Below are 22,853 nucleotides of genomic sequence, written 5' to 3'. Positions count from 1 at the left end.
AAAATATATCTAAAAATTCACCTAGGAGAATTATTGATCGAGTGAATAACAGTTCTGGATTAATCACTTTTTTTTGCCAAAATACTTCCTTTCTGCCCTTTGTCCTAGTTAAAAACCCGGTTTCTTTGGTCGGGAGTGCGTGACTACCCATCGCCTTGACAAAAGCTCGGTTAAGTAGGAAAATCAAACAAATGTTATAAACAAAATACTCAGTGAAAGTTTCATTAGTAGTGAGCGATTTGTCAGGAGCAGGTGCAATTCGTGCTTTTTTATTAGCTCAAGTCCTGATAGAGCTTCAATGTGATGTAGAAGTTGTTGGATTTCAGTTTGGCAAGGAATTGTATGCTATTCCTCCCCGAAATATCCGGGTATGTGCGATACCTGGTAACAATTATCCGGGGTTTTTGAGGGATGCTCAAAAACTTTGGAAAAAAATAGATGGGGATATTATTTATGCAGTCAAACCTAAACCTACAAGTTTTGGGTTATCACTGCTAAAAAAACTGACGACTCGCCACTTTCTAATTTTAGATATAGATGACTGGGAACTGAGCTGGTACGGCGGAGATGAATGGAAATACCGTCCTTCTTTCAAACAACTTTATCGAGATATTTTTAAACACAACGGTCAATTGAGAGAACCAGATAATCCGCTCTATCTCAAGTGGATGGAAAGTCTCATCCACCGTGCTAATGCAGTCACCGTTCATACTGAGTTTTTAAAACAGCGTTTTGGTGGTGTATATTTGCCGAATGGTAAGGATACTGTAATGTTCGACCCTGCTAAATACAATCCTGAATTGAGCAGACAGCGTTACGGCTTGTCCGGGTATAGAGTTCTGATGTTTCCGGGGGCACCGCGACCTCATAAAGGCGTGGAGGATGTTTTGATGGCGCTTGAACAGTTAAATGAGCCCGATTTAAAATTAGCGATCGTCGGCGGGAGTCCTTATGATGATTATGATGATAAACTTGTGAAACAATGGGGGCGTTGGATTATTAAACTGCCAAGGTTTCCAGTGGAGACGATGCCGTCGGTTGTAGCGGCGGCTCATGTTGTCGTTGTTCCTCAGCGAGAAACTCTCACAGCCGTGGCTCAGTTTCCGCTCAAGTTGACAGATGGCATGGCAATGGCTAAGCCTGTTTTGTCTACGCGAGTGGGGGATATTCCAACAATTTTAGGGGGAACGGGTTATTTAGTCGATCCGAGTTCTCCCGCTCAAATTTCACAAAAAATTCAATGGATATTTCAAAATTTGACAGCGGCTAATTTACAAGGAATGAAAGCTCGGGAAAGATGTATGAAAAAATATAGTATTCAAGCAATGAAACCGATTCTTTCAGATATAATCGCAGGTCTGTAAATGTTATTTTAAAACCACTCACGGGAGGAAGAAAAACTGTCTGTTATTAAAGAATATTTTGAGATGCCGTACTGTTTAGCTGGGAATGCTTCATGTCTGCAAATAAGCTACTCCTAAAATTTGCCAGACGATATCCCGGCAGGATTCTCTTAACTGTGATGCTGGGCTTTTCTGGCGCTTTATTTAACGGTATCAGCACTACTCTGATTGTACCAGTGCTTTTAAGTTTTTTAGAGGAAGCTATCGAGCTGCGTGGTGCTCCACCTCTAATTAAAACTTTGATGTATCCCTTTGAGGGAATGCCCGGAAATCAGCGTTTAATGCTGATGACCGGGGCGGTTGTGCTGGCAATTTTTTTAAAAAATGTTGCGAGTTATATCAATACTTTAGTAGCTACTTCTCTGACCCGCTCTCTGACTTTTGATTTGCGAGACGCAGGTTTGCGGTTGTTGTTAGAAGTAGATTTAGATTTTTACTCTAAAACTAAAGTCGGGGATTTAATTAATAGATTAGGCGGAGAGATTGGTCGGACTGCTAGTGCAGTTGGTACGGCCATCGGAATGTTTACTACCTCAATCACGGTTTTGGTTTTTGTGGGTCTGCTACTTTCTATCTCGTGGAAACTGACGGTGACAGCTACAGTTTTGCTGGCGTTAGTTGCTTGGACAAATCAATATATTATTAACCGTTCCAAGCATTTTGGCCACCTTCTTTCTGAAATGTCGAAAGATTATTCGGTTAGGGTGTTGGAAACGATTACAGGGATTCGGCTGGTTAAGTCAACGGGGAACGAGGAAAGGGAGTATCAGCGGATCAAGCATTTAATTCAAAGGCGAGAACAAGCGGATTTTCAGGCTCAGGTAAATTATGCGGCGATCGCCCCAATTAACGAAGTTGTTAATTTGATAGTTATAATTTTGATTGTATTTATAGGTCGCACAATATTTGCGAATGAGATAGAGTCTATTGCTACAATTTTATTAACCTATTTATTGGTACTGTTTCGATTAATCCCTTTAATTTCACAGTTGAATAGCGGGCGCAGTCAATTTGCTAATACGTCGGCTAGTGTAGAGGTGGTTAATGATTTTTTGAGCTGCGATGACAAGCCGTTTATGCTGAACGGTTCTGTGCCTTACACTCATTTGCGATCGGGAATCAGTTTTAATAAAATATCTTTTAGTTATCCGAATCACAAAAGTTTAGTCCTTCAAGGAATTGATTTATTTCTACCTTGCGGCACTACTTTGGCTTTGGTAGGAACTTCGGGTTCTGGGAAGTCAACTTTGGCAGATTTATTGCCGAGATTTTACGATCCTACAGAAGGTAATATCTCGATAGATGGCACGGATTTGCGCGAATTCGATCTAAAAAGTCTCAGAAAAGCGATGGGTATTGTTAGCCAAGATACGTTTTTATTTAATGCTTCTGTGCGCGAAAATATTGCTTACGCTAAGCCCCAAGCGACTGAGGCAGAAATTGTGCAAGCGGCACAGGGGGCGAATGCTTATGAGTTTATCGAACTGTTGCCGGAGGGGTTGGATACTCAAATTGGCGATCGCGGTGTGATATTATCGGGAGGGCAGCGTCAGAGAATTTCTATTGCTAGAGCTTTGCTGCAAAACCCGGAAATTTTGATTTTAGATGAGGCTACGAGTTCGTTGGATACGGTTTCGGAAAGGTATGTGCAATCGGCGATCGAGAAACTGAGTTGCGATCGCACAACCTTAGTGATCGCCCACCGCCTCTCCACAGTCCAAAAAGCCGACAAAATCGCCGTAATCGATCGCGGGCAAGTAGTAGAAATTGGCTCCCACGAAGAATTGCTCGCCAAGGGAGGTTACTACACTCGCTTGTATTCAATGCAATTTGCCGAAGAAACCGCTCGTGATGAAGCTTTAATTAGAGGTTCTTACGAAATTCGCACTCGCCTGACTCCGATGATAGCTTACCTGAAATTGCTAGTAGATGAAATGGTTGATTCTCCCGAAGAAAGAGATGAGTTAATCAGAGAATCATATCATTCGGCTGCTAATATTTTCACGACTTTAGAATTTATAGAAAGTACGATTAAGCGTCAGACAGTTAACAAGTAGAAAATCAGTTAAAAATCCATGTCTAAATATTATGTATTTTTTACCAGAAATACTTTACCGCAACCCAATGTAGCCAGCTTAGTTCAAGTTACCAACTCTGCCAATGCCGCCGCAAATCTCGGTTATCCAGCAGTTTTGGTATACCTCCGCAAAGGCTGGAGTGCTTTGAATCCGGTTGATTTGCTTTTTCCTTTTAGACCGAGAAAACCGGACGATCAACTTGCCAAAATTTACAATCTTCAGGAACAGCTAAAAGTAGCAGATTTGCCCGTACCGTGGCCGATCGACTTTTGGGACAGCAAGTGGACGAGTGCGAGTACAATAGTTTCAAAATACTATTTACCGATTCACCTGCTTAAATCGACAAAAATTGTCCACAGCCGCGACTGGAACTTTGTCAAAGCTGCCATCAAAAATGGAATTCCCGCTATCTACGAACAACATCACCATGAAAATAAGAAGTTTGAGCCGGAAATTGTTTGCAATCCTTTATTTCAAATTGCTGTAACTGTTGCTGATACTGTGCGACATACCATGATTGAGAATGGGATGCCAGCGGAAAAAGTCATTATGCTGCACAATGGTTTTAACCAGTTGTTTTTGGTGAGACAAACAGTCGCAGCGGAGAATTGGCGACAGCAATTATTAGCCGATGATAGGCAGTATTTAGCAGTTTACGCGGGCGGACTTTACCCATTTAAAGGTGTGGATATGTTGGTGGATGTGGCGCGGGAGTTGCCGGAAGTTCAATTTGCGATCGCCGGTGGTGACTCATCCCAAGTAACAGCATACCAGCAGCTAGCCACAGACAAGCAGGTCAAGAACATCAATTTTCTCGGCTACCTGCCTCAAAATCAACTAGCCAGCTTGCTGCAAGCGGCGGATGTTTTGACTCACCCTCACTGTCAGACAGAGGCTGCAACATTCACATCTCCTTTAAAATTCTTTGATTATATGGCATCGGGAACTCCAATTATAGCCACAGAAATTGCATCTTTAATGGAATTCAAATCTGGAAAAATAGCTGCAATTTGGTGCGAACCGGATAACCCATATAGGTTTGCGCAAAGCATTCGAGATAGTTTAGCCAAATATCCGAGGAGGAGCGAAGGTTATGCAGAAACATTAGATTTTGTCAAGCAGTTTTCTTGGGAAAATAGAATAGAGAAAATTTTGAGTTATGTGGATGCGGATGTGCGATCGCAAATTATTTGTTAGATAAGAGTCGGCGGTTTAAACCGCGACTACACAAACAAAGTCTGCCTACCCAGACTCAAGAATAGAACCCGCAAAACATCAATTTATGACCCCAAAAATTATCGGCACAATTACCACATACCCAGGCATGAACCAAAGCGATTGGTTGTGGCAACAAACACCGGAAAATTTCGGAAAATGGGGCAACATTCAAATGCTCGCCAACCATCCAGAACCAGATTTTTTACTCATGTATCAATTCGACTTTCCCCGACAGCCCAAACAGCAGTCATGGCTCGACAAAATACGCCAATACAAGCATCAAAATCCAGATAATGACATTCGAGATAAATTCCGCAACGTTCCCAAAGAACGCATTATCTACCTAATTAGAGAGCCACCTTTAGCAGAAGTAATTGAGATCACCAAAGCCAACTACGAACAAGCAAAACTTGATTGCGGTTACGTTTCCGGGCCCGACGACTTCGCACCCAAACCCGATTATATGCCCGCGATTTGGTATCACTCTAACTCATTTCGAGAATTGAACGAAATGCCACTACCAAATAAAACTAAATCCTGTTCTTGGATAACTTCGGGCGTTAGTCGCACCGCCAACCATCGGCGCAGATTAGATTTTATAAAATTGCTGCAAGAAGCAGAATTAGATTTTGACCTTTACGGGCGAAATTTGCCAACTTGGGCGTGGGGAAATGGCACGGTTAACAATAAATGGCACGCCGTCGCACCTTATTATTACAATTTGGCTATTGAAAATTATGCAGAAAATGATTGGTATGTCAGCGAGAAACTTTGGGATGCTTTGTTAGCTTGGAATTTGCCGATTTATTACGGCGGTGCGGCGGCGGATAAGTTGTTGCCTGCGGGAAGTTTTTTGCGCTTGCCTAGTTTGGATCAAAAGGGAGTAGAATTTATTAAAGAAGTGATTGCTACTGCGGATTATTGGCAAGAAGCGAGGGAGAAGATTGCTGAAGCTAGGCAAATTATTCTTCATGAATTGAACTTGCTTAATTGGCTATCCAATTTTGTATCTTAGGAAATAGTCGCTTGGTGGGGCGGGTTTATGTGAATTGTTTGTGGGAATTATAGATGGTTGGTCAACCCGCCCCTGGTAGGAGCGGGTTCAGCTAAGAGCACTCGTATACAAGCGAGAAGATGAGTACAAAACCCGCCCTCTCCTCATCTAATGTTTATTTGTAACCACCTACTTAAGACCAAATAAACCGAGTTTTTAAGCCGAAGATACGGGCTGTAACGAAATATTTTCATAAAAAACCCGGTTTCTACGAAAACTCAAATTGTGCGATCGTTCAAAATAAACATACTTTTAATTGTCATAAAATAGCCCTATGCAAGTTCCCAGGCTGCACCCAGAAACAATCGAAGAAGTCAAACAAAGAGCCGACATAGTAGACGTTATTTCCGGTCGAGTCATCTTAAAAAAACGCGGCAAAGAATTCGTCGGATTATGCCCATTCCACGACGAAAAATCTCCTAGTTTCACTGTCAATCAAGCCAAACAAATGTACTATTGCTTCGGCTGCGGTGCAGGCGGGAATGCCTTTAAATTCCTCATGGAATTAGACAAACGCTCTTTCAGCGAAGTCGTATTAGAACTAGCTAAAAATTATCAAGTCCCCATCAAAACAGTCGAACCAGAACACCGACAAGAATTACAGCGCCAAATTTCTCTGCGGGAACAACTTTATGAAATCTCAGCACTAACAGCCAAGTTTTACGAACACGCATTGCGGCAAACCCAAGGACAAGAACCCTTAGCATATCTCAAATCCGATCGCCAACTCAGCGAAGAAACTATCCAACAATTTCAAATAGGTTATGCACCCCAAGGTTGGGAAGCACTGTATAGTTATTTAGTAGAACAAAAAAACTATCCCGCGCAATTAGTAGAACAAGCAGGACTAATTGTACCACGCAAATCAGGCGGCAGTGGCTATTACGATCGCTTCCGCAACCGCATCATGATTCCCATTCGCGATACCCAAGGCAGAGTCATCGGTTTCGGCGGCAGAGCTCTCGGCGACGAACAACCGAAATACCTCAATTCTCCTGAAACAGAACTGTTCGATAAAGGTAAGACTTTATATGGCTTAGATACAGCCAAAACAGCCATTAGCAAAGCCGATCGCGCGATCGTCGTAGAGGGGTACTTTGATGCGATCGCACTTCAGGCAGCGGGCATCTCCAACGCCGTCGCCTCCCTCGGCACAGCCCTGAGTTTAAACCAAGTGCGGCAGTTATTGCGGTACACTGATTCTAAACAAATTATCCTCAACTTCGACGCCGACAAAGCAGGCACTAAAGCAGCAGAGCGCGCCATTGGAGAAATAGAACAACTCGCCTATCAAGGAGAAGTACAACTGCGAGTGCTCAACATTCCCGACGGCAAAGATGCCGACGAATATCTCAAAACATACTCCCCAGAACAGTATCGAGAATTGCTCGAAAACGCTCCATTGTGGATCGACTGGCAACTGCAACAAATGCTCGTCAATCAAGATTTGAAACAAGCAGATACTTCCCAGCAAATTACCAAAAAAATTATTAAATTATTAACCAATATTACTGATGACAATCAGCTATCACATTATCTACAAAAATGCGCCGAAATCCTCAGCAAAGGAGATTTTCGACTCACAAAAATGCTCGCCGAAAACTTATTAAATCAAGTAGTCAGCGATTGGGGACAGCGGCTGAGTCAAGACGAAGCTTTGACAATGCCTCTGTTAATTAGAAACAAGCTAAAGCCGAACAAACAATATAAAAAACAACGTACCAGCGAAAGCAAAAGCTCAAAAACAGGCTTTTCAGTAGCAGCCCGAAGTCTGTTAGAAGAAGCAGAAGCGCAATTATTGCAGATTTACTTACACTGTCCCGAATACCGCCAAGAAGTCAGAGAAGCCATAGAAGCTAGAGATGTGCAGTTTAGCCTTTCTCACCACAGATTTTTGTGGCACTTAATTTTGAATGCAGAAATATTGCACAACATCTATTTACAAGCAGCGCCTACTGAGTTAATATTGAAATTGCAAGATAGCTTCATTGAATATCCTACTCAACTCAATCAAATCTCCCATTTATTTCATTTAAACGAGTTTTCCGAAAGAAACGTTTATCGCGCGCCTTTAGTCATTCGATCTGCGATCGCCTGTATCGAGCAAATCATCAGCATCAAGCGGCGGAGAATTGCACTCGATATGTGGCAGAAAACCGATGCTGCCATAGAATATTACCAGCAACTCTGCGCCGAACAAGAATGGATAGAGGAATTAGAGCGGCTGCGTCAAGTTAATTTTTACGATTTAACCTCCGTACCTTGGGGCTAATAAGATTTTAAAAGACACGGCGGTTGAAACCGTACGTCCTATCTTTTAATAATCACAAAACAGAGTTTCGCGAGTCTCTCTCCCAGTCACCGGATTAGTACCTTTTGCGACTTTACAAAGTTTTTCGATCATATCGTCTCGCAGCAGTGTCTCAGTAAAATCAGCACCGTCAATCACAGCTCCTTCCAGTCTGGTATTGTAAGCAAAAGCACCCTCAAGGATAGCATTTGTTAAATTTGCGTTCATCATGCGAGCCAAATCCAAAGTCGCACCCCTTAAATTAGCGCCTTCTAAATTTGCCTCTTCCATATTGGCACCAAACAAGCTTACGCCTCGTAAATCTGCATTAGTAAAATTGCTGTTGCGAAGATTAGCTTTATTAAAACTGTCGTTAGTCAGAACTTGTCCACTAAAATCAGCGCCAACTAGAATTTCTTTGTCACGATCCAAGGCGAAAGCAGGTGCGGGATTGATGGCGATCGCCCCAGCGGCAATTACTGCTAAAATAATAAAACTCAGCAAGAAAGTATAAATATGTTGGCGAATTCCAGAAGTCATACAATTTAAAGCTAATGGGCAGCGATGAAAGTTCAGAATTGAATTTTACCAGAAAGCGATCCTCTTCCCTAGCTCCCGCCGACTCCAACTCTCCTCAATCCCCAAAATCTAGGGTTTTGGGCACATTGGGAGAAAACTTAGTCGCCGAGTGGTTACAGCAGCAAGGTTGGGAAATTCTGCATCGACAGTACCACTGTCGCTGGGGAGAGATTGACATCATTGCTCTCGGAAAAGATGAAGACAGCGCCAAAAAACCAGGCATTCCCAATCACCAATTCCCGACATTAGCCTTTGTAGAGGTCAAAACTCGCCGCCGCAGAAATTGGGATGCTGGCGGAATGCTGGCTGTTAGTGCCACAAAACAAGCCAAACTTTGGCAAACCGCCGAAATATTTTTAAGCACTCGTCCAGATTTAGCAAATAATTCTTGTCGCTTTGATGTCGCCCTAGTCAGGTGCGAACCCTCACGGCAAAACACGAAGCACATAGTACCACCCTTAACGGTGCCTAACTCTCAATCCGTCCTTGCCGGAAATTACCTGCTCACCCTGCAAGAATACATTCGATCGGCTTTTAGTAATTAGAAATGTCAAATTAAAAATTACACGGTAAAATCAAAAAGCAATGCCACTTAGTAATTTTTAATTGTTAACTTGCCCTTACTGCCGCCCATATCTCTCTTCAACTTTAACGGACGTGGAAACAGCGTTAAATCCTCTCCCCCGATCGCCTTCTCCCCCTCTCTCTCTGCCATCACAGTTAATTTATATGCGTAGCAGTCTAGGCCAAAGTTTCCGGGCAATATCCCAGACCCTTGACAAACTGTTGGCGAAACGCTTCAATTTCCTTACGGTCAGGACTGCCGTGACAAACCACTGCCACCTGGTAGCGACGCATCACGCTCAGCGGCGATTGTCCGGTTTCCAAACTCCAAAGTGCCATCTGCAAGCGAATTTCAGGATCGTAAGGAATCCCCAGTTCGTTCATAAAAGCCCGAAAATCTCCGTGCATTCCTGGAGTTAAATATTGGCTCATTTTCACCTTCACCACCCAGCCGTCTATTTGGTGAATAACAGTGATAAATTGCAAGGGAAGATGATGAGCTGTGCGTAGGTAATCCACGACTCTCAGAGTAAGGCTAGTATTGGCGATGTAGTAGAGGTATTCCATAACGATCCTTATGAGCCTTATGAGCAAAGCTGATGCTATACCTCTATACTCGCGGACTCTACCCGCCACCACAAGGGGAAAACCACCCGACTTGAGATGGGGGTTTTTACCCAATTTGTTACCCAGTTGACAGATTTTTGACAGGAATTCACCAGATGACAGAGATTGACTGGTCTTTGGACGGTTATGACTACGAACTTCCGCCCTCGCGCATTGCCCAAAATCCCGTAGTGCCGAGGGACAGTTCTCGGTTGCTGGTGGTAGACTCTCCCAGCAGTCACCAACACCGGATTTTCCGGGATTTACCCGATTTGCTAGAACCCGGAGACTTGCTGGTACTGAACAACACCCGCGTGTTGCCAGCGAGGCTCTACGGGCACAAACCCAACGGCCCGGCTGTGGAGATATTGTTGATGGAAGAACGGCAGCACAACTGCTGGCTCGCTTTGGTTAAACCAGGGAAACGCTTAAAATTAGGAGCAAAAATTGAGTTTGATCCACACTGTGAAGAATCCACAGGCCCTTGCTGTTGCCTTCCCGACGCTGTGGCAGTCGATCGTCGATTGACTGCTACAGTAATTGCCAGGGATGAGTCAACAGGAGGACGGCTGTTAGAGTTTGACATCCCCACAGATGCGACTCTGGCGAAGTTTTTGGACGAATACGGCCATGTACCCCTGCCGCCATACATTGACAAGTCCCAAGCTTCGCCGGAACAGTACCAGACTGTTTATGCCGAAAAACCTGGGGCGGTGGCGGCCCCCACAGCAGGTCTGCACTTCACCGAAGAATTGTTTAGCCGCTTGGAGCAGCGGGGAATTGACAAAACTTTTGTCACCCTCCACGTCGGAGTAGGGACGTTTCGCCCCGTGGAGGTGGCAGACGTGACGACTCACCAAATGCACAATGAATGGGTGGAAGTATCGGCCGCCACCGTAGAGAAAATCCGCGAAACTCAAGCTAGAGGCGGGCGGATCTTTGCGGTGGGTACTACAGCAGTGCGAGCTTTAGAGGGATCTGCCGCGGCGAGTGGCGATTTTTCCTTGCAACCTTTTTGCGGCCAGACAAATTTGTTTATTTATCCCGGTTACAAGTGGCGGGTTGTGGACGGGATGATTACCAATTTTCACTTGCCGCGCTCTACTTTGATGATGATGTTAAGTGCGATGGTGGGAAGGCCTCGGCTGTTGGATTTATACCGAGAGGCGATCGATCACCAGTACAGATTTTATTCTTTTGGCGATGCCATGCTGATTTTACCGGATGTAAGGAAGGATTAACTCATATTTAGCACCATTCTCAAGCTTTCCTTTAGGGCGGCCCGAAGTGGCCACCCACAAGAAAATATATGTGTTGCTCAACAGCCAGGAAAGCCTGTCAACCGAGAATGGTGCAAAATATCAGAAATGCCAATGGTTAATTTTTAATCTATTTATTCTTCCTCCTCTTCTTCATTGCCGGGATACACAAAGCTGTTGGAACGCCCAGTCAGAACCGATTTGCCCAGGGACAGAGCTTTCTGAGCTGCCACTACAGCTTTGCGCTTCCATGTGGCCTTACGCATATTCTTCTTGGATTTGGAGGTTTTCTTCTTAGGGACTGCCATGACGCTAAATACTTTCGGATTGTATAGACAAACAAATATTCTAGCCGATTTTGCCTCACAGGCTCGATCGACTCTCCGACAACAATTGTTTGGGAAGTAGTATCAAGTAGTACGGTACATCAGCAGTTAGCTGCTCAAACAACACCTACAATCGCCAGACTAACGCACCCTACATTTAAATCCCTCAAGGGTGCACAGCGCGATCGGCTTCTCAAAAAACACCTAAAATCCCCGGCTGACGCACCCTACATTTAAATCTCCTACACCTAGTTTAGCCAGACAAGCTCAACCTAGCATCCCCACAAACAAGACGCGGCCGATATTAAGCTGAGCCAGGACGATCGCACTTCAACACACTTCAACGCACTTACTTCGGTTCGTGACTAGCAATCCGCTTACCATCGCCATCGTAAACCTGCATCGGAATTTTCGCGTTTTCGGCGATCGCCTCCAAGGCCTTTTGCAAAGTTTCAACGTGCTTTTCCACAGCTTGGCGAGTCTTAACAGAATTATTGTTATTTGCCTGAATGAAAGTTTGTTGCAACTTCTCCACATAACCGGGAGTCATCTGCACCGCAATCAAACCACTACTAACAGTATAATCGCAAATCTTCGGCTTGCCTTTGCAAGTTCTATCCAAATCCGTGCGCGCTTTTTGCAGATTCCTTTCTTCCCGCAACTTAACTTCAGCTTGCTGCAATGAAATTTTGTAGGATTCGATCAGCGGTTTAGCTTTTTGGGAATAAGAAGTAGCCACCGGAACTTGCTCGGCATAACTCAAAGCTCTCCGCCAGTTTTCTGATGCTTTAAACCAGCCGTTTTTGCCCTCAAAAATTCTAGCTTCTGCTGCTAAAGTCACAGCTTGAGTGTAGGCATTTTCCGAAATTCCTTCAACATTTTTGCGTTCGCGAGCTTGTGAAAGCTTGGTTTCGTATTTCGGAGCTAGCAGTTTACCTTGTTGATAGGATTGCGTATTGCCGGGAATTTCTGCTAGGGTGTCCAGAGCTTTTTCCCAACCTGCTTGCACTTGTCCCCATGTCTCGGCTGTCTGAGCTACTGCTTCGCGAGCTTCTGCTATTTGAGCTGTACTTTTGGCTGCAAGCAACGTTTTTTCGGCTTTTGTTTCTGCGCCCAGGAGCCGATTTCCACTTGCTAAATTCTTCCGGTATTCCTTCGTCTTTCTTTGAGCATACGGATAAACTGGGCTGTCTTTGGGGATTTCTCCGAGTTGAGCGATCGCACTTTGCCACAGAGCCTGCGCTTCCTTCGCACTCTCGGCAGAATAAGACGGATTTTCGGTTTTCCGGGCTGCCGACTGTGCCAGACGCGCTGCATCGATCGCAGATTGGATATTTTGATTTTGCTCGCGATAGCTTTCCAGGGCGGTTTGAGCCTCACTGCGATGAATTGACCAAGCGGGAATTGGTTCCAAAAGTGCGATCGCCCCTTTTAACTGTTCCTGCGCTTCTTCCGGGCTGTTAGCAACCTTGGAAGTTTTCAGCGTCCTTACCGAATTGTCGCTCAACTGTTTAGCATTAGCTAGTGCAGGGCATTCTCCGATCACACAGGGGCGGCTCAACAGGTAATAACCCCCTGCCAAAATTATCGCCGCCAAGCTGACGATTCCTGTCGCCGCCAGCACCGCCCACGGTGAATACTTTGGTGTTTGAGAAACTGTTACCGCTTCCATGTCTAGCGGATTGAAGGGATTTTCTGCAAAATCTCCAGGAATTGCAGCTACTCTAAAGGCGATCGGATCGGAATTGTTGGAACTCTCAGACAAATCAGGAAAATATTCATGATCTCCCTGCTCTTTAATATCTGTTTCTAACGGCATTTCCTCCGCTGCATCCGCCGTATCTGCCGCATTTGTTGCTAGCACAATCCCCGTTTCTGCTGCGGGTATTTCCTTGGTTTTCTTTCGCACTTCCACTGTTTTGGGTCTTGACAAAACAGGGTTGTGCATTGTAAAAGAATGGAAAGCATAGGGCTGTTTTTGCCCAGTCATTTTTAAGCAAAGTCCAATCTGTTGAATAGTTTCCGGTTCTATTTCGAGAATTGCTGCTTCTAGTACCGCAAAAGTCGGTTTAGCTTTGAGAACTAAACTGCGTGGGTGTTCTCCCACAACGGTTAAAGAATCATCTCGAAAATCGCAACTGATATAAAGCGGTAAATTTTTAAATCCGGCTGTTTGCAAGTGCTTTTGCAACTCTACTTCTAGAATTTGTGCCTTGCTTTGTCGCGCTGCTACTGTCATATTTTTCCTCTTTCTGATATCACCACATTTAGATTTGGTAATTGGTAATTGGTAATTGGTAATTAGACAATTATCTCCCAATCTCCCAATCTCCCAATCTCCCCCTCTTCCTTCTGTCAACTGTCAACTGTCAACTGTCCACTGTCAACTGACTTACCCCAAGCCCAACTCGCGCTTGAGCAAATTAATCGACTTAGAGCCGATATAATTTTCGGAGCATACCAGTTGCGGGGGACGAATAATATCCTCTCTGGCGGCGTTAATGGCAGCTTTTACTGTAGCAAAGCTCGGTTGGTCGCAGAAAATTGTTCTCGCCGATCGCACGATCGAGTTAATCTTGTACGCATCCGACAGCAAAGCCGTCATCACCAGCAAATCCTCGCCCCGGAGACTGTGGATAATCACTTCAGTCGATCGCAACATTCCCGAACTCAAACTGACGATACCCAAATAACTATCCTTAGGCAAATTCCCCACTAACTGAATTTCCTCAACATAATCATAGATGTCTACGGGAATCACTCGCACCGAACGCGGCGCCGAAATTAACTCCGCTTGTCCGATAAAATAACGACTGGTGATTACAGTTCCCGCAGAGATGTTATCCAGAAAAGTACCTAAATCTTCCATCGCTACTAACTGGATGGGAATCCGCAAAGCTTGTTCCAGTTCTTTCGCCATCAGCTCGCCCACGCCGATGTCTTCTGTGGGGGCTGTGACGACCACCCGCGCACTACACCTGAGTCGCCAGTCAATTTCTGCCAAAAATAATTCCCTTGCTTGGTTGAGCGTACAGCCCTGTCCCAGCAGTTGATCCATACTTTCTTGAATTATTTTGTTAGCCAGGGGATATTCATCAAGGATCGGGGATTTGAGTTTGCTGCCACCTTCGTGGCCTTGAGCGCGGACGTAAATGCCCGATCCGGCTTGGGCTTCTACAAGTCCGGTATTTTCGAGTTGTCGATATACTTTGCTGATGGTGTTGCGGTGCAAACCCGTCTGCATTGCTAGTTGCCTGGTACTGGGCAAGCGGTGTCCGGGTGGAAACTGGCGCGAGGCGATCGCAAACCTGATTTGATTGAATAGTTGCGTGGACGCTGGAATATCACTATCTGTTTGAATATGAAACTGAACCATATTAAAGGCTCCGACGACTTCAACTTAGTATTTTTATAACGTCGAGTACCGCGCCTGGGATTGCTTGGATATCTCTGCGTGTGTATAGCATAATCTGATTTGGTTCATCTGTGACGGCGGTTTTGCTTAGTTTGCGATCGGGGCTGATTGGCGATCGATCGCAGCCTCCCGAATTCCCCTGATTGTTCAGGTACTTTCAAGTCTTAACTTTATAGCAACCGCCATCATCGTCAGGACATTCTTAATTGCTGAAATCCATGCGGTAAATCCGCTATTCCCTCTATCCGTGACCTCCGTTAAATCCCTTAAAAAATCCGTTGCCGAACTTCCCTATGCTATATTTACTCTCCGACTATTTCCATCTCGCTTGCTATCTTTCTACCAGTCATAAAATAAGTCCGCATTTCCCCTTTACCCTTAATCTCAATCAAGCCACGCTCTTCAAATTCATATTTATCTGACAGCAAATCGTAAGTATAAAAACTAACTTGAATGCGGCCGGGGATGCCGTGAGATTCCATACGGCTGGCTGTATTCACCGCATTTCCCCACAAATCATAAATAAATTTTTTAGTACCGATTACCCCCGCCACCACCGGGCCGCTATTAATCCCGATGCGGATATCAAAATTCGCCTCTAGCTTCACATTTAATTCCTGAATTGCTACTAGCATATCCAGCGCCATTTCGGCGATCGCCTCTGCGTGATCTGGGCGTTCAATCGGAATACCGCCCGCTACCATGTAAGCGTCCCCGATCGTCTTAATTTTTTCCAACCCGTGCTTGTCAGTAAGTTGGTCAAAAGTTGAGAAAATTTCATTTAGCAAATGTACCAATTTAGTCGCGGACATAGTGGTAGAAATTTGGGTAAAATTCACCAAATCAGCAAAAAGAATTGTGGCTTTTTCAAACTTGTCTGCAATTACCCCCGGTTCACGCCTCAACCTGTTGGCGATGGGTTCTGGCAGAATATTTAGCAGTAAATTCTCAGTTTTTTTCTGTTGTTTCCTGAGTGCAGATTCCATCTGTTTGCGCTTGGTGATGTCGTGAAAAAATACAGAAATGCCATCGTGACTGGGAAAAGCCCGGACTTCCAACCACACTTTTAAGGGACGATAATATTCATCAAAAGTCACTCCCACTTGTTTGGCTACAGCTTCATGACACTCTTCATAAAATACCGAACTTATTAAATCTGGAAACTGTTCCCAAAAAATTTCCCCAAAAAGTTCTTCCGGCGCACGCTGCAAAAATTGCGATGCTTTGTAATTGATGTAAGTAAACCGCCACTGGAGGTCTAGAGCAAAAAAAGCATCGCTCATTCCTTCTAAAAAATTGACAATTTGCTCATCAGTAGAACGGAGTTTTGCTTCAACTTGTTGTTGTTGGATCTGGGCGCGCTTTAATTTAGCATAATTAATTCGCAACTCCATTTGGCTAATAACTTGCCTTCCTAAAGTCCGCAGCGCTTCTAATTGTTCTGGCGTGAGATGGCGCGGAACTGTATCTATCGCGCACAAAGTGCCTATTGGAAAACCGTCAGAAGTTACGAGCGGCGCTCCAGCATAAAACCGAATATTGGGATTGGCAGTTACTAGCGGATTCCCCGCAAAGCGATCATCTTCGAGAGCATTGGGTATAACTAACAATTCGTTAGGATTTAAAATAGCGTGAGCGCAAAATGCTAACTCTCTAGGAGTTTCTACCGCGTCCAAACCGACTTTTGATTTAAACCACTGTCGGTTAGCATCTATTAAGCTGACTAAAGCAATAGGAGTGCCGCAAATGTGGGATGCTAAAGCTGTTAGATCATCAAAAGCTTCGTCGGCATCTGTATCGAGAATCTGGTAGCTGTGAAGTGCTTTTAGTCTCTCTTCTTCGTTGCTGGGCAAAGGTGCAGCTTGCATCGGCGGCGGCGAGGATATACGGTTGCGAAAAAATCGCGCAAGTCTCCGCGCTGCAAATTTTTGGACTTGCGCTGCTAGTTTTTCAACTAGCATCAAAATACCTGTTTGCCAAGCTTTGTTCATCTTTTTTTATCTTTTGTCTCGCCTGTTGGAACTGCGGACGATCGCCCTAATGCGATCTATCCCTATATACTTACCGCAACTAACTCCTCAATTTCCTGAGCTTTCGCTGGCAATTTCCCTGTTAATACTTCTCTACCCTCTTCGGTAACAAGTATATCATCTTCAATGCGTATGCCCCGCACGTCCGCGAATTTTTCCAACTCGTCCCACTTTACAAATTCTTTATATTTGGCGCGATTTTCAGAGTTATTCAAAATTGCCGGAACTTGATAAAAACCCGGTTCGATCGATACCAGCATTCCCGGACGCAAAACACGATTCAGCCGCAAAAATCCCAACCCAAACCGACTGCTTCTCGTTCTTCCTGCTGCATAGCCAGCCAAATCGCCCAAATCTTCCATATCGTGAACATCCAAACCGATTAAATGCCCGATTCCGTGCACAAAAAACAGCGCGTGAGCATCCATTGCTACCAAATCTTCAACATTCCCCCGCAAAATACCCAAATCAACCAATCCTTCTGCCATAATCCGAGCAGCTAACAGGTGAATATCTTGATATTCTACCCCAGGACTAATTTTCTCAATACAAGCATCGTGCGCTGCCAAAACTACATCATAAATCGCTCTTTGAGTCGGCGAAAACTTGCCGGAAACAGGCCAAGTGCGAGTCACATCAGCCGCCCATCCCATTGATGTTTCTGCACCGACATCTGCTAACAGCAAATCTCCTATTTGTAGCGGATTGTGATAATGTTCGCTGTGCAGAACTTCGCCCTGTACCGTGACAATACTCGGATAGGCACAGGTCATATTTTCCGAGATGATCACACTTTCCATTGCAGCGCGAATCCCCGCTTCGATTCGAGCATTTCGAGTTGCCGCCATACCCGCTTTGTGTGCTGCTACGGTGACAGCCGCAGCTTGACGCAATTCGACCAAACTGGCTGCATCGTGGCTCAGGCGCAGCGATACGACTGCCTGAGTCAATTCTAGATCGATGCCGGTTGGCGCTTTGGACGGTGCAAGAGCGCGATTTAGAATATCCGACTGTTGCAACCGAATCAAGCTATCCTGAAGGGCGATCGTTGCGCTATTTGTGGAGCGCGCTTTTAATTCAGTCATGGGGAAAGCAGCATCAGCCCCAATTAGTTCAGCAATTTCCGCGCGTTTCGGCATTTCCCCGTGCCAAAGTGTGCTACTAGGATCTGCATCATCTAAGAACAGTTCTAATTTGCCAGATTCTAAGCGAATCGCAGCATTTTCTAACGGCAAACCTGCAAAATATAGGAAGTGACTGCTGGCGCGAAAAGGGTAAACAAGTGCCGGATAATTCCGAGGAATGCTGCGCCCAGACCAGAGAATTACCGGAAAATTCACTAAATTGGCAAGTTTTTGCCGCCGTTGGTGTAAAGTAGTTCTTAACAAATCGTAGTTTTTAGTTTTCATCGGTAACAAGTGAAAATTTGAATTGGTTTGAAGTCAGGACTTCATTCCTTAGATTCTCAGCGTTAAAGCATTAAAGTCCTGACTTCAAATTTAGCAGCCATTTTCAGTAAAAGTCTAATCTTTATTTGATTTTTGGCTGCGATCTTTGGTACTATCTTGGCGATCGTCTTTGTCGTCATCGCCGACATGATTGTGTTCACCAGGAACACTGCCAGACTGCGAACACAAAAACGCTATAAGCATTACAGTGCAAGCAATATAGCAAAAATTGAACACCCGCAATCAGCCAAATTCGTTGGTTTGATTGTTGTTGATTTTGCGCGCTAGGCGATCGTTTCTATTGACTCTTTATATTTTAGACTTTAAAGTATAAGTAAATTCACGTAAAAAACATGAAAACTTCTCACACAGCCTCTAAAACTTCCGTGCAAGTACGCGACTGGCCAATCGAACACTTGCCAGGATTGACCAATGAAAACCAGTCTCAACTAGAAGAATGTGGCATCACCACAATCGGACAACTAATTCGGATGACGAAAACACAAGCAGCAAAAGTGTTGCTAGCACATCAATTACAGATTAACGTTAAACATATTAATAAATGGGTAGCAATGGCAGAGTTGGCTCGAATTCCGAGCGTAGGCTGTCAATATTGTGGGCTGTTGCTGCACGCGGGCGTTGCTTCTGCGGCTCAACTGGCTCAAATGCCCGTGGAGAGGTTGCACCAACAAATCCTCAGACTCCATGTAGCCACAATGCAGCGCAATGATTTGACTCCTTCAGTCGATCGCGTGCAACAATGGATTCAACAAGCTAGATTAGTCAAGAGTCATTAGTCATTAGTCATTAGTCAAGAGTCATTAGTCAAGAGTCATTAGTCAACAGTATATGAGTTCTTAAGACGTTTAGGAAGTTCTTAATTACTGAAGCTCGTACAGTCGATTCCTTCTTCCTTCTTCCTTCTTCCTTCTTCCTTCTTCCTTCTTCCTTCTTCCTTCTTCCTTCTTCCTTCTTTATATGTCAATTCAAGTTTACGGAATCCCGAACTGCGGCACCTGCAAAAAAGCTATGCAGTGGCTCAAAGATTACAGCATTACTTACGAGTTTATCAACACAAAAGAACAGCCACCCAATCGCGAAACAATTCAAAACTGGGTCAAAGCTTTAGGTTTTCAACCAATGCGAAATACTTCTGGTCAATCTTACCGCGCGTTGGGCGACGAGAAGCAAGACTGGACGAGTGAAGAGTGGGTGGAGGCTTTTGCTAAGGATGCGATGCTGCTGAAACGTCCTCTTTTTGTTAAAGATGGAACTGCTGTTTTAGTAGGTTTCAAAGCAGATGCGATTAGAGAAAAACTTGGGCTTTAAATTAGCTGAGTTTAGCGGTTTTTGCGCCGCATAACCTTAATTTCTCCCAGGTCGTCCGTGAAATCCCAGCGCTCGTAAAATGGTATCATTTTCGGCAAACAATTAAGCGAAAAACTCTCCACGGCTTGCAATTCGGGATGATTGAAAACTGCATCCATCAATACCGCACCCAGTCCCATTTTTCTGTGTGTCGGCTTGACAATCACATCAAAAATCATCGCCCTGTAGACAAAATCGGTGATGACGCGGGTAATGCCAATTAGCCTATCGCCCTCATCGACCAAACCAATGGTAACATCAGTAGCAGCGAGCATTTTAACCACATCCTCCCGCCTCCGCTTGTCGCACCAAAACTCGTTTTTGTACAAATCCATCAAGTCAGAAACCTGATTTTCCGTCAAAGTCTCGACTATGCGGTAGTTATCCATTTTTTACCTCAGAAAAATCAGAGGACTAAATTCCTCACCACCAACCAAATTATTATTGTTTTAGTGTTACCAAGCTGGATATTGCATCACCCAATAGTCTGAATTTCATTCCTGTACTTCTGTTTCCTCCGTTTCCTCCGTTTCCTCCGTTTCAAATACTACTTTGTTGTAAATCTCGCTCATCGACATTTGTACTCCCAGCGTAGCGAAAGCAACTATTGCCGATTCTCCCTCATATTCCTGAAACAACCATTGATTCGATTCATTTTTAATATACTGTGCGACTAAAAAATCGGATTGATTGACTAATATATACTCGCGGAATTCAGGAATCGAGCGATAAAACCGAAATTTATCCTCTCTATCGAAATCCTTGGTAGACTTAGAAAGGACTTCCACAATCATGATTGGATTGAGTATCTCGTCGGTATGTCCTTCCGTAAAAACTGGTTCTCCTTCAATCACCATAATATCCGGGTAAGTTCCCCGCCGGTATCGAGGAATCCACAGCCGCAAATCGTTGTGAAAAAGCTCAAAAGGTTGCCCCTCAAGCAAGTTTCCCAAAACTCTACTCAAATTTCGGATAATCCGGCTGTGATTAATTGTGCCGCCTGCCATCTCTACAATTTCTCCATCGCGGTATTCATTTCTAAACTCGGTAGTTTCTTCTAACTGTCGGTACTCATCTGGAGTATAAAACTTTGACTTGGTTTTTACTAACATTTTTACACCTCCACTATATTTTATCTGCGTTAATCCGTATTAATCTGCTTAAATCTGCGGTTAAAAATCATGACTAATAGTATATCACAATCATCGGCGATTTGAATTTGATTACAGAAGACCGGGCGGTTGAAACCGCGTCTATACAAACTCTCACCTGCCTCCGCAGGTTGAAGATATAAAAAAGCGCCTAATCTTTGACAATTAGGCGCTTTCCAATCTTTCAAATCCCACTAAAATTAATCGTTGCGAGACAAAAGATTCGATTCAACTTTCACAGCATAAGTCGGTACAACCTGACTAATTGCCGATTGCAACATGGGGGTTTTGGTGACTGAATCGTTTGCTAAGTTAAACAAAGGATTAGACAAAATTCCAGCCAATGTTGTCGCGACTAAAGTTAGTACGACGCTGACTTGCAAAGGTCGCATTCCCTGAAGGTTCCAGCGAACTTCGGGATAGTTCTTCACCGCATCCGACATCTCTTGAGGTTCTTTTACTACCATCATCTTGACGACGCGGATGTAGTAGTAAATCGAAACTACGCTGGTAATTAATGCCAGGATAACTAAGCCGTAAAGTCCAGCTTGCCAGCCGGCCCAAAACAGATAGATTTTGCCGAAAAATCCAGCCAGGGGGGGAATTCCGCCGAGAGAAAGCAGGCAAATACTTAAGGCTAAAGTTAGCAGAGGATCTTTTTGATACAAGCCCGAGTATTCGCTGATTTGGTCGGTTCCAGTCCGCAGGGAGAACAGGATGATGCAGGCGAATGCGCCTAGGTTCATAAACAGGTAAATCAACAGATAAAATATCATGCTGGAGTAACCGGCTTCGGTTCCTGCAACCAAACCAATCATTACAAAACCGGCTTGGGCGATCGACGAATAAGCCAAAAGCCGCTTCATGCTAGTCTGGGCGAGGGCAACTACATTACCCAACACCATGCTGAGTATGGCTAAGGCTGTGAATACGAAGTGCCACTGTTCGATAAGTGCGGGGAATGCACTTGTTAACAACCGGATTGCTAGGGCAAAACCGGCGGCTTTGGAACCGACGGAAAGGAAGGCGACAACGGGTGTTGGTGAACCTTCATAAACGTCTGGAGTCCACTGGTGGAAGGGAACTGCGGAGATTTTGAAGGCGATTCCGGCGATCGCAAAAACCAAAGCAATCACCAAACCGAGAGATTGACCTTCATTCACAGTAGACAGATTAGCTGCGATCGCACTTAGCGTAGTTTGGCCACCAGACAACCCGTACAGCAGCGACAAACCGTAGAGAAACACCGCCGAAGAAGACGCACCAATTAACAAATATTTCAAAGCAGCTTCATTGGAACGCGGATCGCGTTTTGTGTAACCCGTCAGCAAATAAGACGAGATACTCAGAGTTTCCAACGAAATAAAAATCATCACCAATTCATTAGCGCCGGAAAGGAACATTGCTCCCAAAGTAGCGCTGAGCAAAATGCAGATAAATTCCGCTAAAGCAGTACCCGTTTGCAGTACATAACGGACGGATATCAAAATAGTGACAGCCGTAGTCAAAGCGATAATTCCGCGAAACACCAAACTCAAGGCATCGCTGTTAAAACCGCCTAGAAACGAGATGGTATTAACGTTATCCCACTGCAAACACAAAGCACCAACGGCGGCTAGCAAACCCGCAACGGCAACGTAGGGAGTCCAATTAGAGGAACTGCGGCCTACGATTAAATCGCCGACGAGAACCACCAAGAGGGTGACAATGATGATTCCCTCGGGCAAGATAGTTCCAGCATTTAGCTGGGCGGCAAGAGTAGCAAAATCCATATTTTCACGCAGGTTGGGTAGTACAGGCCCAAAAGGCTGTAATGGGCAGTGAGTTCGTAAAAATTCTTTACTAAGGTGGATTGTAACTGATTACAGCTTCGCGATCCCACTTGGGCCGGTGTTTGTTGCCGGGGAGTTGGCGGGAGTCGGCGGTTGAAACCGCTTCACTACAAACAATGTCTGGGTGCATCTCACTTTGGCAAATACATCAAATTGAAAGTTGACCGTTGAGATAAGCACAGCGAAGAGAAAGGATAGAGGGAACGCTCTCAATATTCCATTGCGCTCCTGA

21 protein-coding genes are annotated in these 22,853 nt (G+C 44.7%); 9 read left to right on the top strand and 12 right to left on the bottom strand.

Annotated elements, in window-relative coordinates; genetic code table 11:
* Positions 1-212: 212 nt before the first annotated feature.
* From K4039_RS11620 to dnaG, 5 genes are all read left to right on the top strand, one after another.
* Positions 213-1,364: a glycosyltransferase family 4 protein gene (locus K4039_RS11620; RefSeq protein ID WP_265235346.1), complete on the top strand. Its 1,152-nt coding sequence runs from the start codon at positions 213-215 to the stop codon at positions 1,362-1,364.
* Positions 1,365-1,456: 92 nt separating this feature from the next.
* Positions 1,457-3,460, top strand: coding sequence for an ABC transporter ATP-binding protein (locus K4039_RS11615; RefSeq protein ID WP_265235345.1), 2,004 nt, complete (start codon positions 1,457-1,459; stop codon positions 3,458-3,460).
* An 18-nt stretch (positions 3,461-3,478) separates the two neighbouring features.
* Positions 3,479-4,678 carry a glycosyltransferase family 4 protein gene (locus K4039_RS11610; RefSeq protein WP_265235344.1) on the top strand — a complete coding sequence of 400 codons (1,200 nt, stop codon included), beginning with the start codon at positions 3,479-3,481 and terminating at the stop codon, positions 4,676-4,678.
* An 85-nt stretch (positions 4,679-4,763) separates the two neighbouring features.
* Positions 4,764-5,714, top strand: a complete 951-nt coding sequence (locus tag K4039_RS11605) for a glycosyltransferase family 10 domain-containing protein (protein WP_265235343.1) — start codon at positions 4,764-4,766, stop codon at positions 5,712-5,714.
* Positions 5,715-6,027: 313 nt separating this feature from the next.
* Positions 6,028-8,025 (top strand): DNA primase, encoded by a 1,998-nt coding sequence (gene dnaG, locus K4039_RS11600; protein ID WP_265235342.1) that lies wholly within the window; start codon positions 6,028-6,030, stop codon positions 8,023-8,025.
* 45 nt (positions 8,026-8,070) lie between these two features.
* Here the strand turns inward: dnaG and K4039_RS11595 are convergent, their stop codons facing one another.
* Positions 8,071-8,583 (bottom strand): pentapeptide repeat-containing protein, encoded by a 513-nt coding sequence (locus tag K4039_RS11595; RefSeq protein WP_265235341.1) that lies wholly within the window; start codon positions 8,581-8,583, stop codon positions 8,071-8,073.
* Between the two features lie 14 nt (positions 8,584-8,597).
* On the opposite strand from K4039_RS11595, the gene K4039_RS11590 reads away from it, so the two are divergent.
* Positions 8,598-9,167, top strand: coding sequence for a YraN family protein (locus K4039_RS11590; protein ID WP_265235340.1), 570 nt, complete (start codon positions 8,598-8,600; stop codon positions 9,165-9,167).
* Between the two features lie 47 nt (positions 9,168-9,214).
* Here the strand turns inward: K4039_RS11590 and K4039_RS11585 are convergent, their stop codons facing one another.
* Entirely contained in the window at positions 9,215-9,337 is a 123-nt protein-coding gene (locus K4039_RS11585; protein WP_265235339.1) for a hypothetical protein, read from the bottom strand.
* Positions 9,338-9,363: 26 nt separating this feature from the next.
* Complete coding sequence (locus K4039_RS11580; protein ID WP_265235338.1) at positions 9,364-9,753, bottom strand: hypothetical protein; 390 nt, start codon at positions 9,751-9,753, stop codon at positions 9,364-9,366.
* A gap of 155 nt (positions 9,754-9,908) precedes the next feature.
* Here K4039_RS11580 and queA point away from each other — a divergent pair, with 155 nt between their 5' ends.
* Positions 9,909-11,033, top strand: a complete 1,125-nt coding sequence (queA, locus tag K4039_RS11575; protein WP_265235337.1) for a tRNA preQ1(34) S-adenosylmethionine ribosyltransferase-isomerase QueA — start codon at positions 9,909-9,911, stop codon at positions 11,031-11,033.
* A 152-nt stretch (positions 11,034-11,185) separates the two neighbouring features.
* Here the strand turns inward: queA and rpmF are convergent, their stop codons facing one another.
* The 5 genes from rpmF to K4039_RS11550 all read right to left on the bottom strand — a co-directional run bounded on the left by rpmF (position 11,186) and on the right by K4039_RS11550 (position 18,231).
* A complete protein-coding gene (rpmF, locus tag K4039_RS11570) occupies positions 11,186-11,359 on the bottom strand; it encodes a 50S ribosomal protein L32 (RefSeq protein ID WP_006632406.1) in 174 nt (57 codons plus the stop codon).
* A gap of 367 nt (positions 11,360-11,726) precedes the next feature.
* On the bottom strand, positions 11,727-13,616 hold the full coding sequence (locus K4039_RS11565) for a hypothetical protein (protein WP_265235333.1): 1,890 nt from the start codon (positions 13,614-13,616) through the stop codon (positions 11,727-11,729).
* A gap of 153 nt (positions 13,617-13,769) precedes the next feature.
* Positions 13,770-14,753, bottom strand: a complete 984-nt coding sequence (locus K4039_RS11560) for a GntR family transcriptional regulator (RefSeq protein ID WP_265235331.1) — start codon at positions 14,751-14,753, stop codon at positions 13,770-13,772.
* 341 nt (positions 14,754-15,094) lie between these two features.
* Complete coding sequence (locus K4039_RS11555; protein WP_265235330.1) at positions 15,095-16,783, bottom strand: adenylate/guanylate cyclase domain-containing protein; 1,689 nt, start codon at positions 16,781-16,783, stop codon at positions 15,095-15,097.
* 62 nt (positions 16,784-16,845) lie between these two features.
* The gene (locus K4039_RS11550) at positions 16,846-18,231 is read right to left on the bottom strand and encodes an aminopeptidase P family protein (RefSeq protein ID WP_265235328.1); all 1,386 of its coding nucleotides are present in this window, start codon (positions 18,229-18,231) and stop codon (positions 16,846-16,848) included.
* Positions 18,232-18,623: 392 nt separating this feature from the next.
* Between K4039_RS11550 and K4039_RS11545 the strand changes: the two genes are divergently transcribed.
* Positions 18,624-19,067, top strand: a complete 444-nt coding sequence (locus K4039_RS11545; RefSeq protein WP_265235327.1) for a DUF4332 domain-containing protein — start codon at positions 18,624-18,626, stop codon at positions 19,065-19,067.
* 181 nt (positions 19,068-19,248) lie between these two features.
* Positions 19,249-19,599 (top strand): Spx/MgsR family RNA polymerase-binding regulatory protein, encoded by a 351-nt coding sequence (locus K4039_RS11540; RefSeq protein ID WP_265235326.1) that lies wholly within the window; start codon positions 19,249-19,251, stop codon positions 19,597-19,599.
* A gap of 11 nt (positions 19,600-19,610) precedes the next feature.
* Here the strand turns inward: K4039_RS11540 and K4039_RS11535 are convergent, their stop codons facing one another.
* From K4039_RS11535 to K4039_RS11520, 4 genes are all read right to left on the bottom strand, one after another.
* Positions 19,611-20,027, bottom strand: a complete 417-nt coding sequence (locus K4039_RS11535) for a GNAT family N-acetyltransferase (protein ID WP_265235325.1) — start codon at positions 20,025-20,027, stop codon at positions 19,611-19,613.
* Between the two features lie 105 nt (positions 20,028-20,132).
* Entirely contained in the window at positions 20,133-20,750 is a 618-nt protein-coding gene (locus K4039_RS11530; RefSeq protein WP_265235323.1) for a Uma2 family endonuclease, read from the bottom strand.
* A gap of 239 nt (positions 20,751-20,989) precedes the next feature.
* On the bottom strand, positions 20,990-22,561 hold the full coding sequence (locus tag K4039_RS11525) for an NAD(P)H-quinone oxidoreductase subunit N (RefSeq protein ID WP_265235322.1): 1,572 nt from the start codon (positions 22,559-22,561) through the stop codon (positions 20,990-20,992).
* Between the two features lie 90 nt (positions 22,562-22,651).
* The coding region (locus K4039_RS11520) for a hypothetical protein (protein WP_265235321.1) at positions 22,652-22,853 on the bottom strand (202 nt) is incomplete at its 5' end.

Origin of the sequence: Lyngbya sp. CCAP 1446/10, assembly GCF_026130175.1 — a bacterium.
GTDB lineage: Bacteria > Cyanobacteriota > Cyanobacteriia > Cyanobacteriales > Microcoleaceae > Microcoleus.
The sequence above is the reverse complement of the archived record's forward strand: the minus strand, read 5'-3'. Positions and strand labels throughout refer to the sequence as shown.

Coding starts and splice junctions, on each gene's coding strand:
- K4039_RS11560 (WP_265235331.1), bottom strand. CDS start 14,753: ATGGTTCAGTTTCATATTCAAACAGATAGTGATATTCCAGCGTCCACG.
- K4039_RS11595 (WP_265235341.1), bottom strand. CDS start 8,583: ATGACTTCTGGAATTCGCCAACATATTTATACTTTCTTGCTGAGTTTT.
- K4039_RS11610 (WP_265235344.1), top strand. CDS start 3,479: ATGTCTAAATATTATGTATTTTTTACCAGAAATACTTTACCGCAACCC.
- queA (WP_265235337.1), top strand. CDS start 9,909: ATGACAGAGATTGACTGGTCTTTGGACGGTTATGACTACGAACTTCCG.
- K4039_RS11525 (WP_265235322.1), bottom strand. CDS start 22,561: ATGGATTTTGCTACTCTTGCCGCCCAGCTAAATGCTGGAACTATCTTG.
- K4039_RS11550 (WP_265235328.1), bottom strand. CDS start 18,231: ATGAAAACTAAAAACTACGATTTGTTAAGAACTACTTTACACCAACGG.
- K4039_RS11530 (WP_265235323.1), bottom strand. CDS start 20,750: ATGTTAGTAAAAACCAAGTCAAAGTTTTATACTCCAGATGAGTACCGA.
- dnaG (WP_265235342.1), top strand. CDS start 6,028: ATGCAAGTTCCCAGGCTGCACCCAGAAACAATCGAAGAAGTCAAACAA.
- K4039_RS11555 (WP_265235330.1), bottom strand. CDS start 16,783: ATGAACAAAGCTTGGCAAACAGGTATTTTGATGCTAGTTGAAAAACTA.
- rpmF (WP_006632406.1), bottom strand. CDS start 11,359: ATGGCAGTCCCTAAGAAGAAAACCTCCAAATCCAAGAAGAATATGCGT.
- K4039_RS11565 (WP_265235333.1), bottom strand. CDS start 13,616: ATGACAGTAGCAGCGCGACAAAGCAAGGCACAAATTCTAGAAGTAGAG.
- K4039_RS11580 (WP_265235338.1), bottom strand. CDS start 9,753: ATGGAATACCTCTACTACATCGCCAATACTAGCCTTACTCTGAGAGTC.
- K4039_RS11545 (WP_265235327.1), top strand. CDS start 18,624: ATGAAAACTTCTCACACAGCCTCTAAAACTTCCGTGCAAGTACGCGAC.
- K4039_RS11535 (WP_265235325.1), bottom strand. CDS start 20,027: ATGGATAACTACCGCATAGTCGAGACTTTGACGGAAAATCAGGTTTCT.
- K4039_RS11540 (WP_265235326.1), top strand. CDS start 19,249: ATGTCAATTCAAGTTTACGGAATCCCGAACTGCGGCACCTGCAAAAAA.
- K4039_RS11590 (WP_265235340.1), top strand. CDS start 8,598: ATGGGCAGCGATGAAAGTTCAGAATTGAATTTTACCAGAAAGCGATCC.
- K4039_RS11585 (WP_265235339.1), bottom strand. CDS start 9,337: ATGGCAGAGAGAGAGGGGGAGAAGGCGATCGGGGGAGAGGATTTAACG.
- K4039_RS11615 (WP_265235345.1), top strand. CDS start 1,457: ATGTCTGCAAATAAGCTACTCCTAAAATTTGCCAGACGATATCCCGGC.
- K4039_RS11605 (WP_265235343.1), top strand. CDS start 4,764: ATGACCCCAAAAATTATCGGCACAATTACCACATACCCAGGCATGAAC.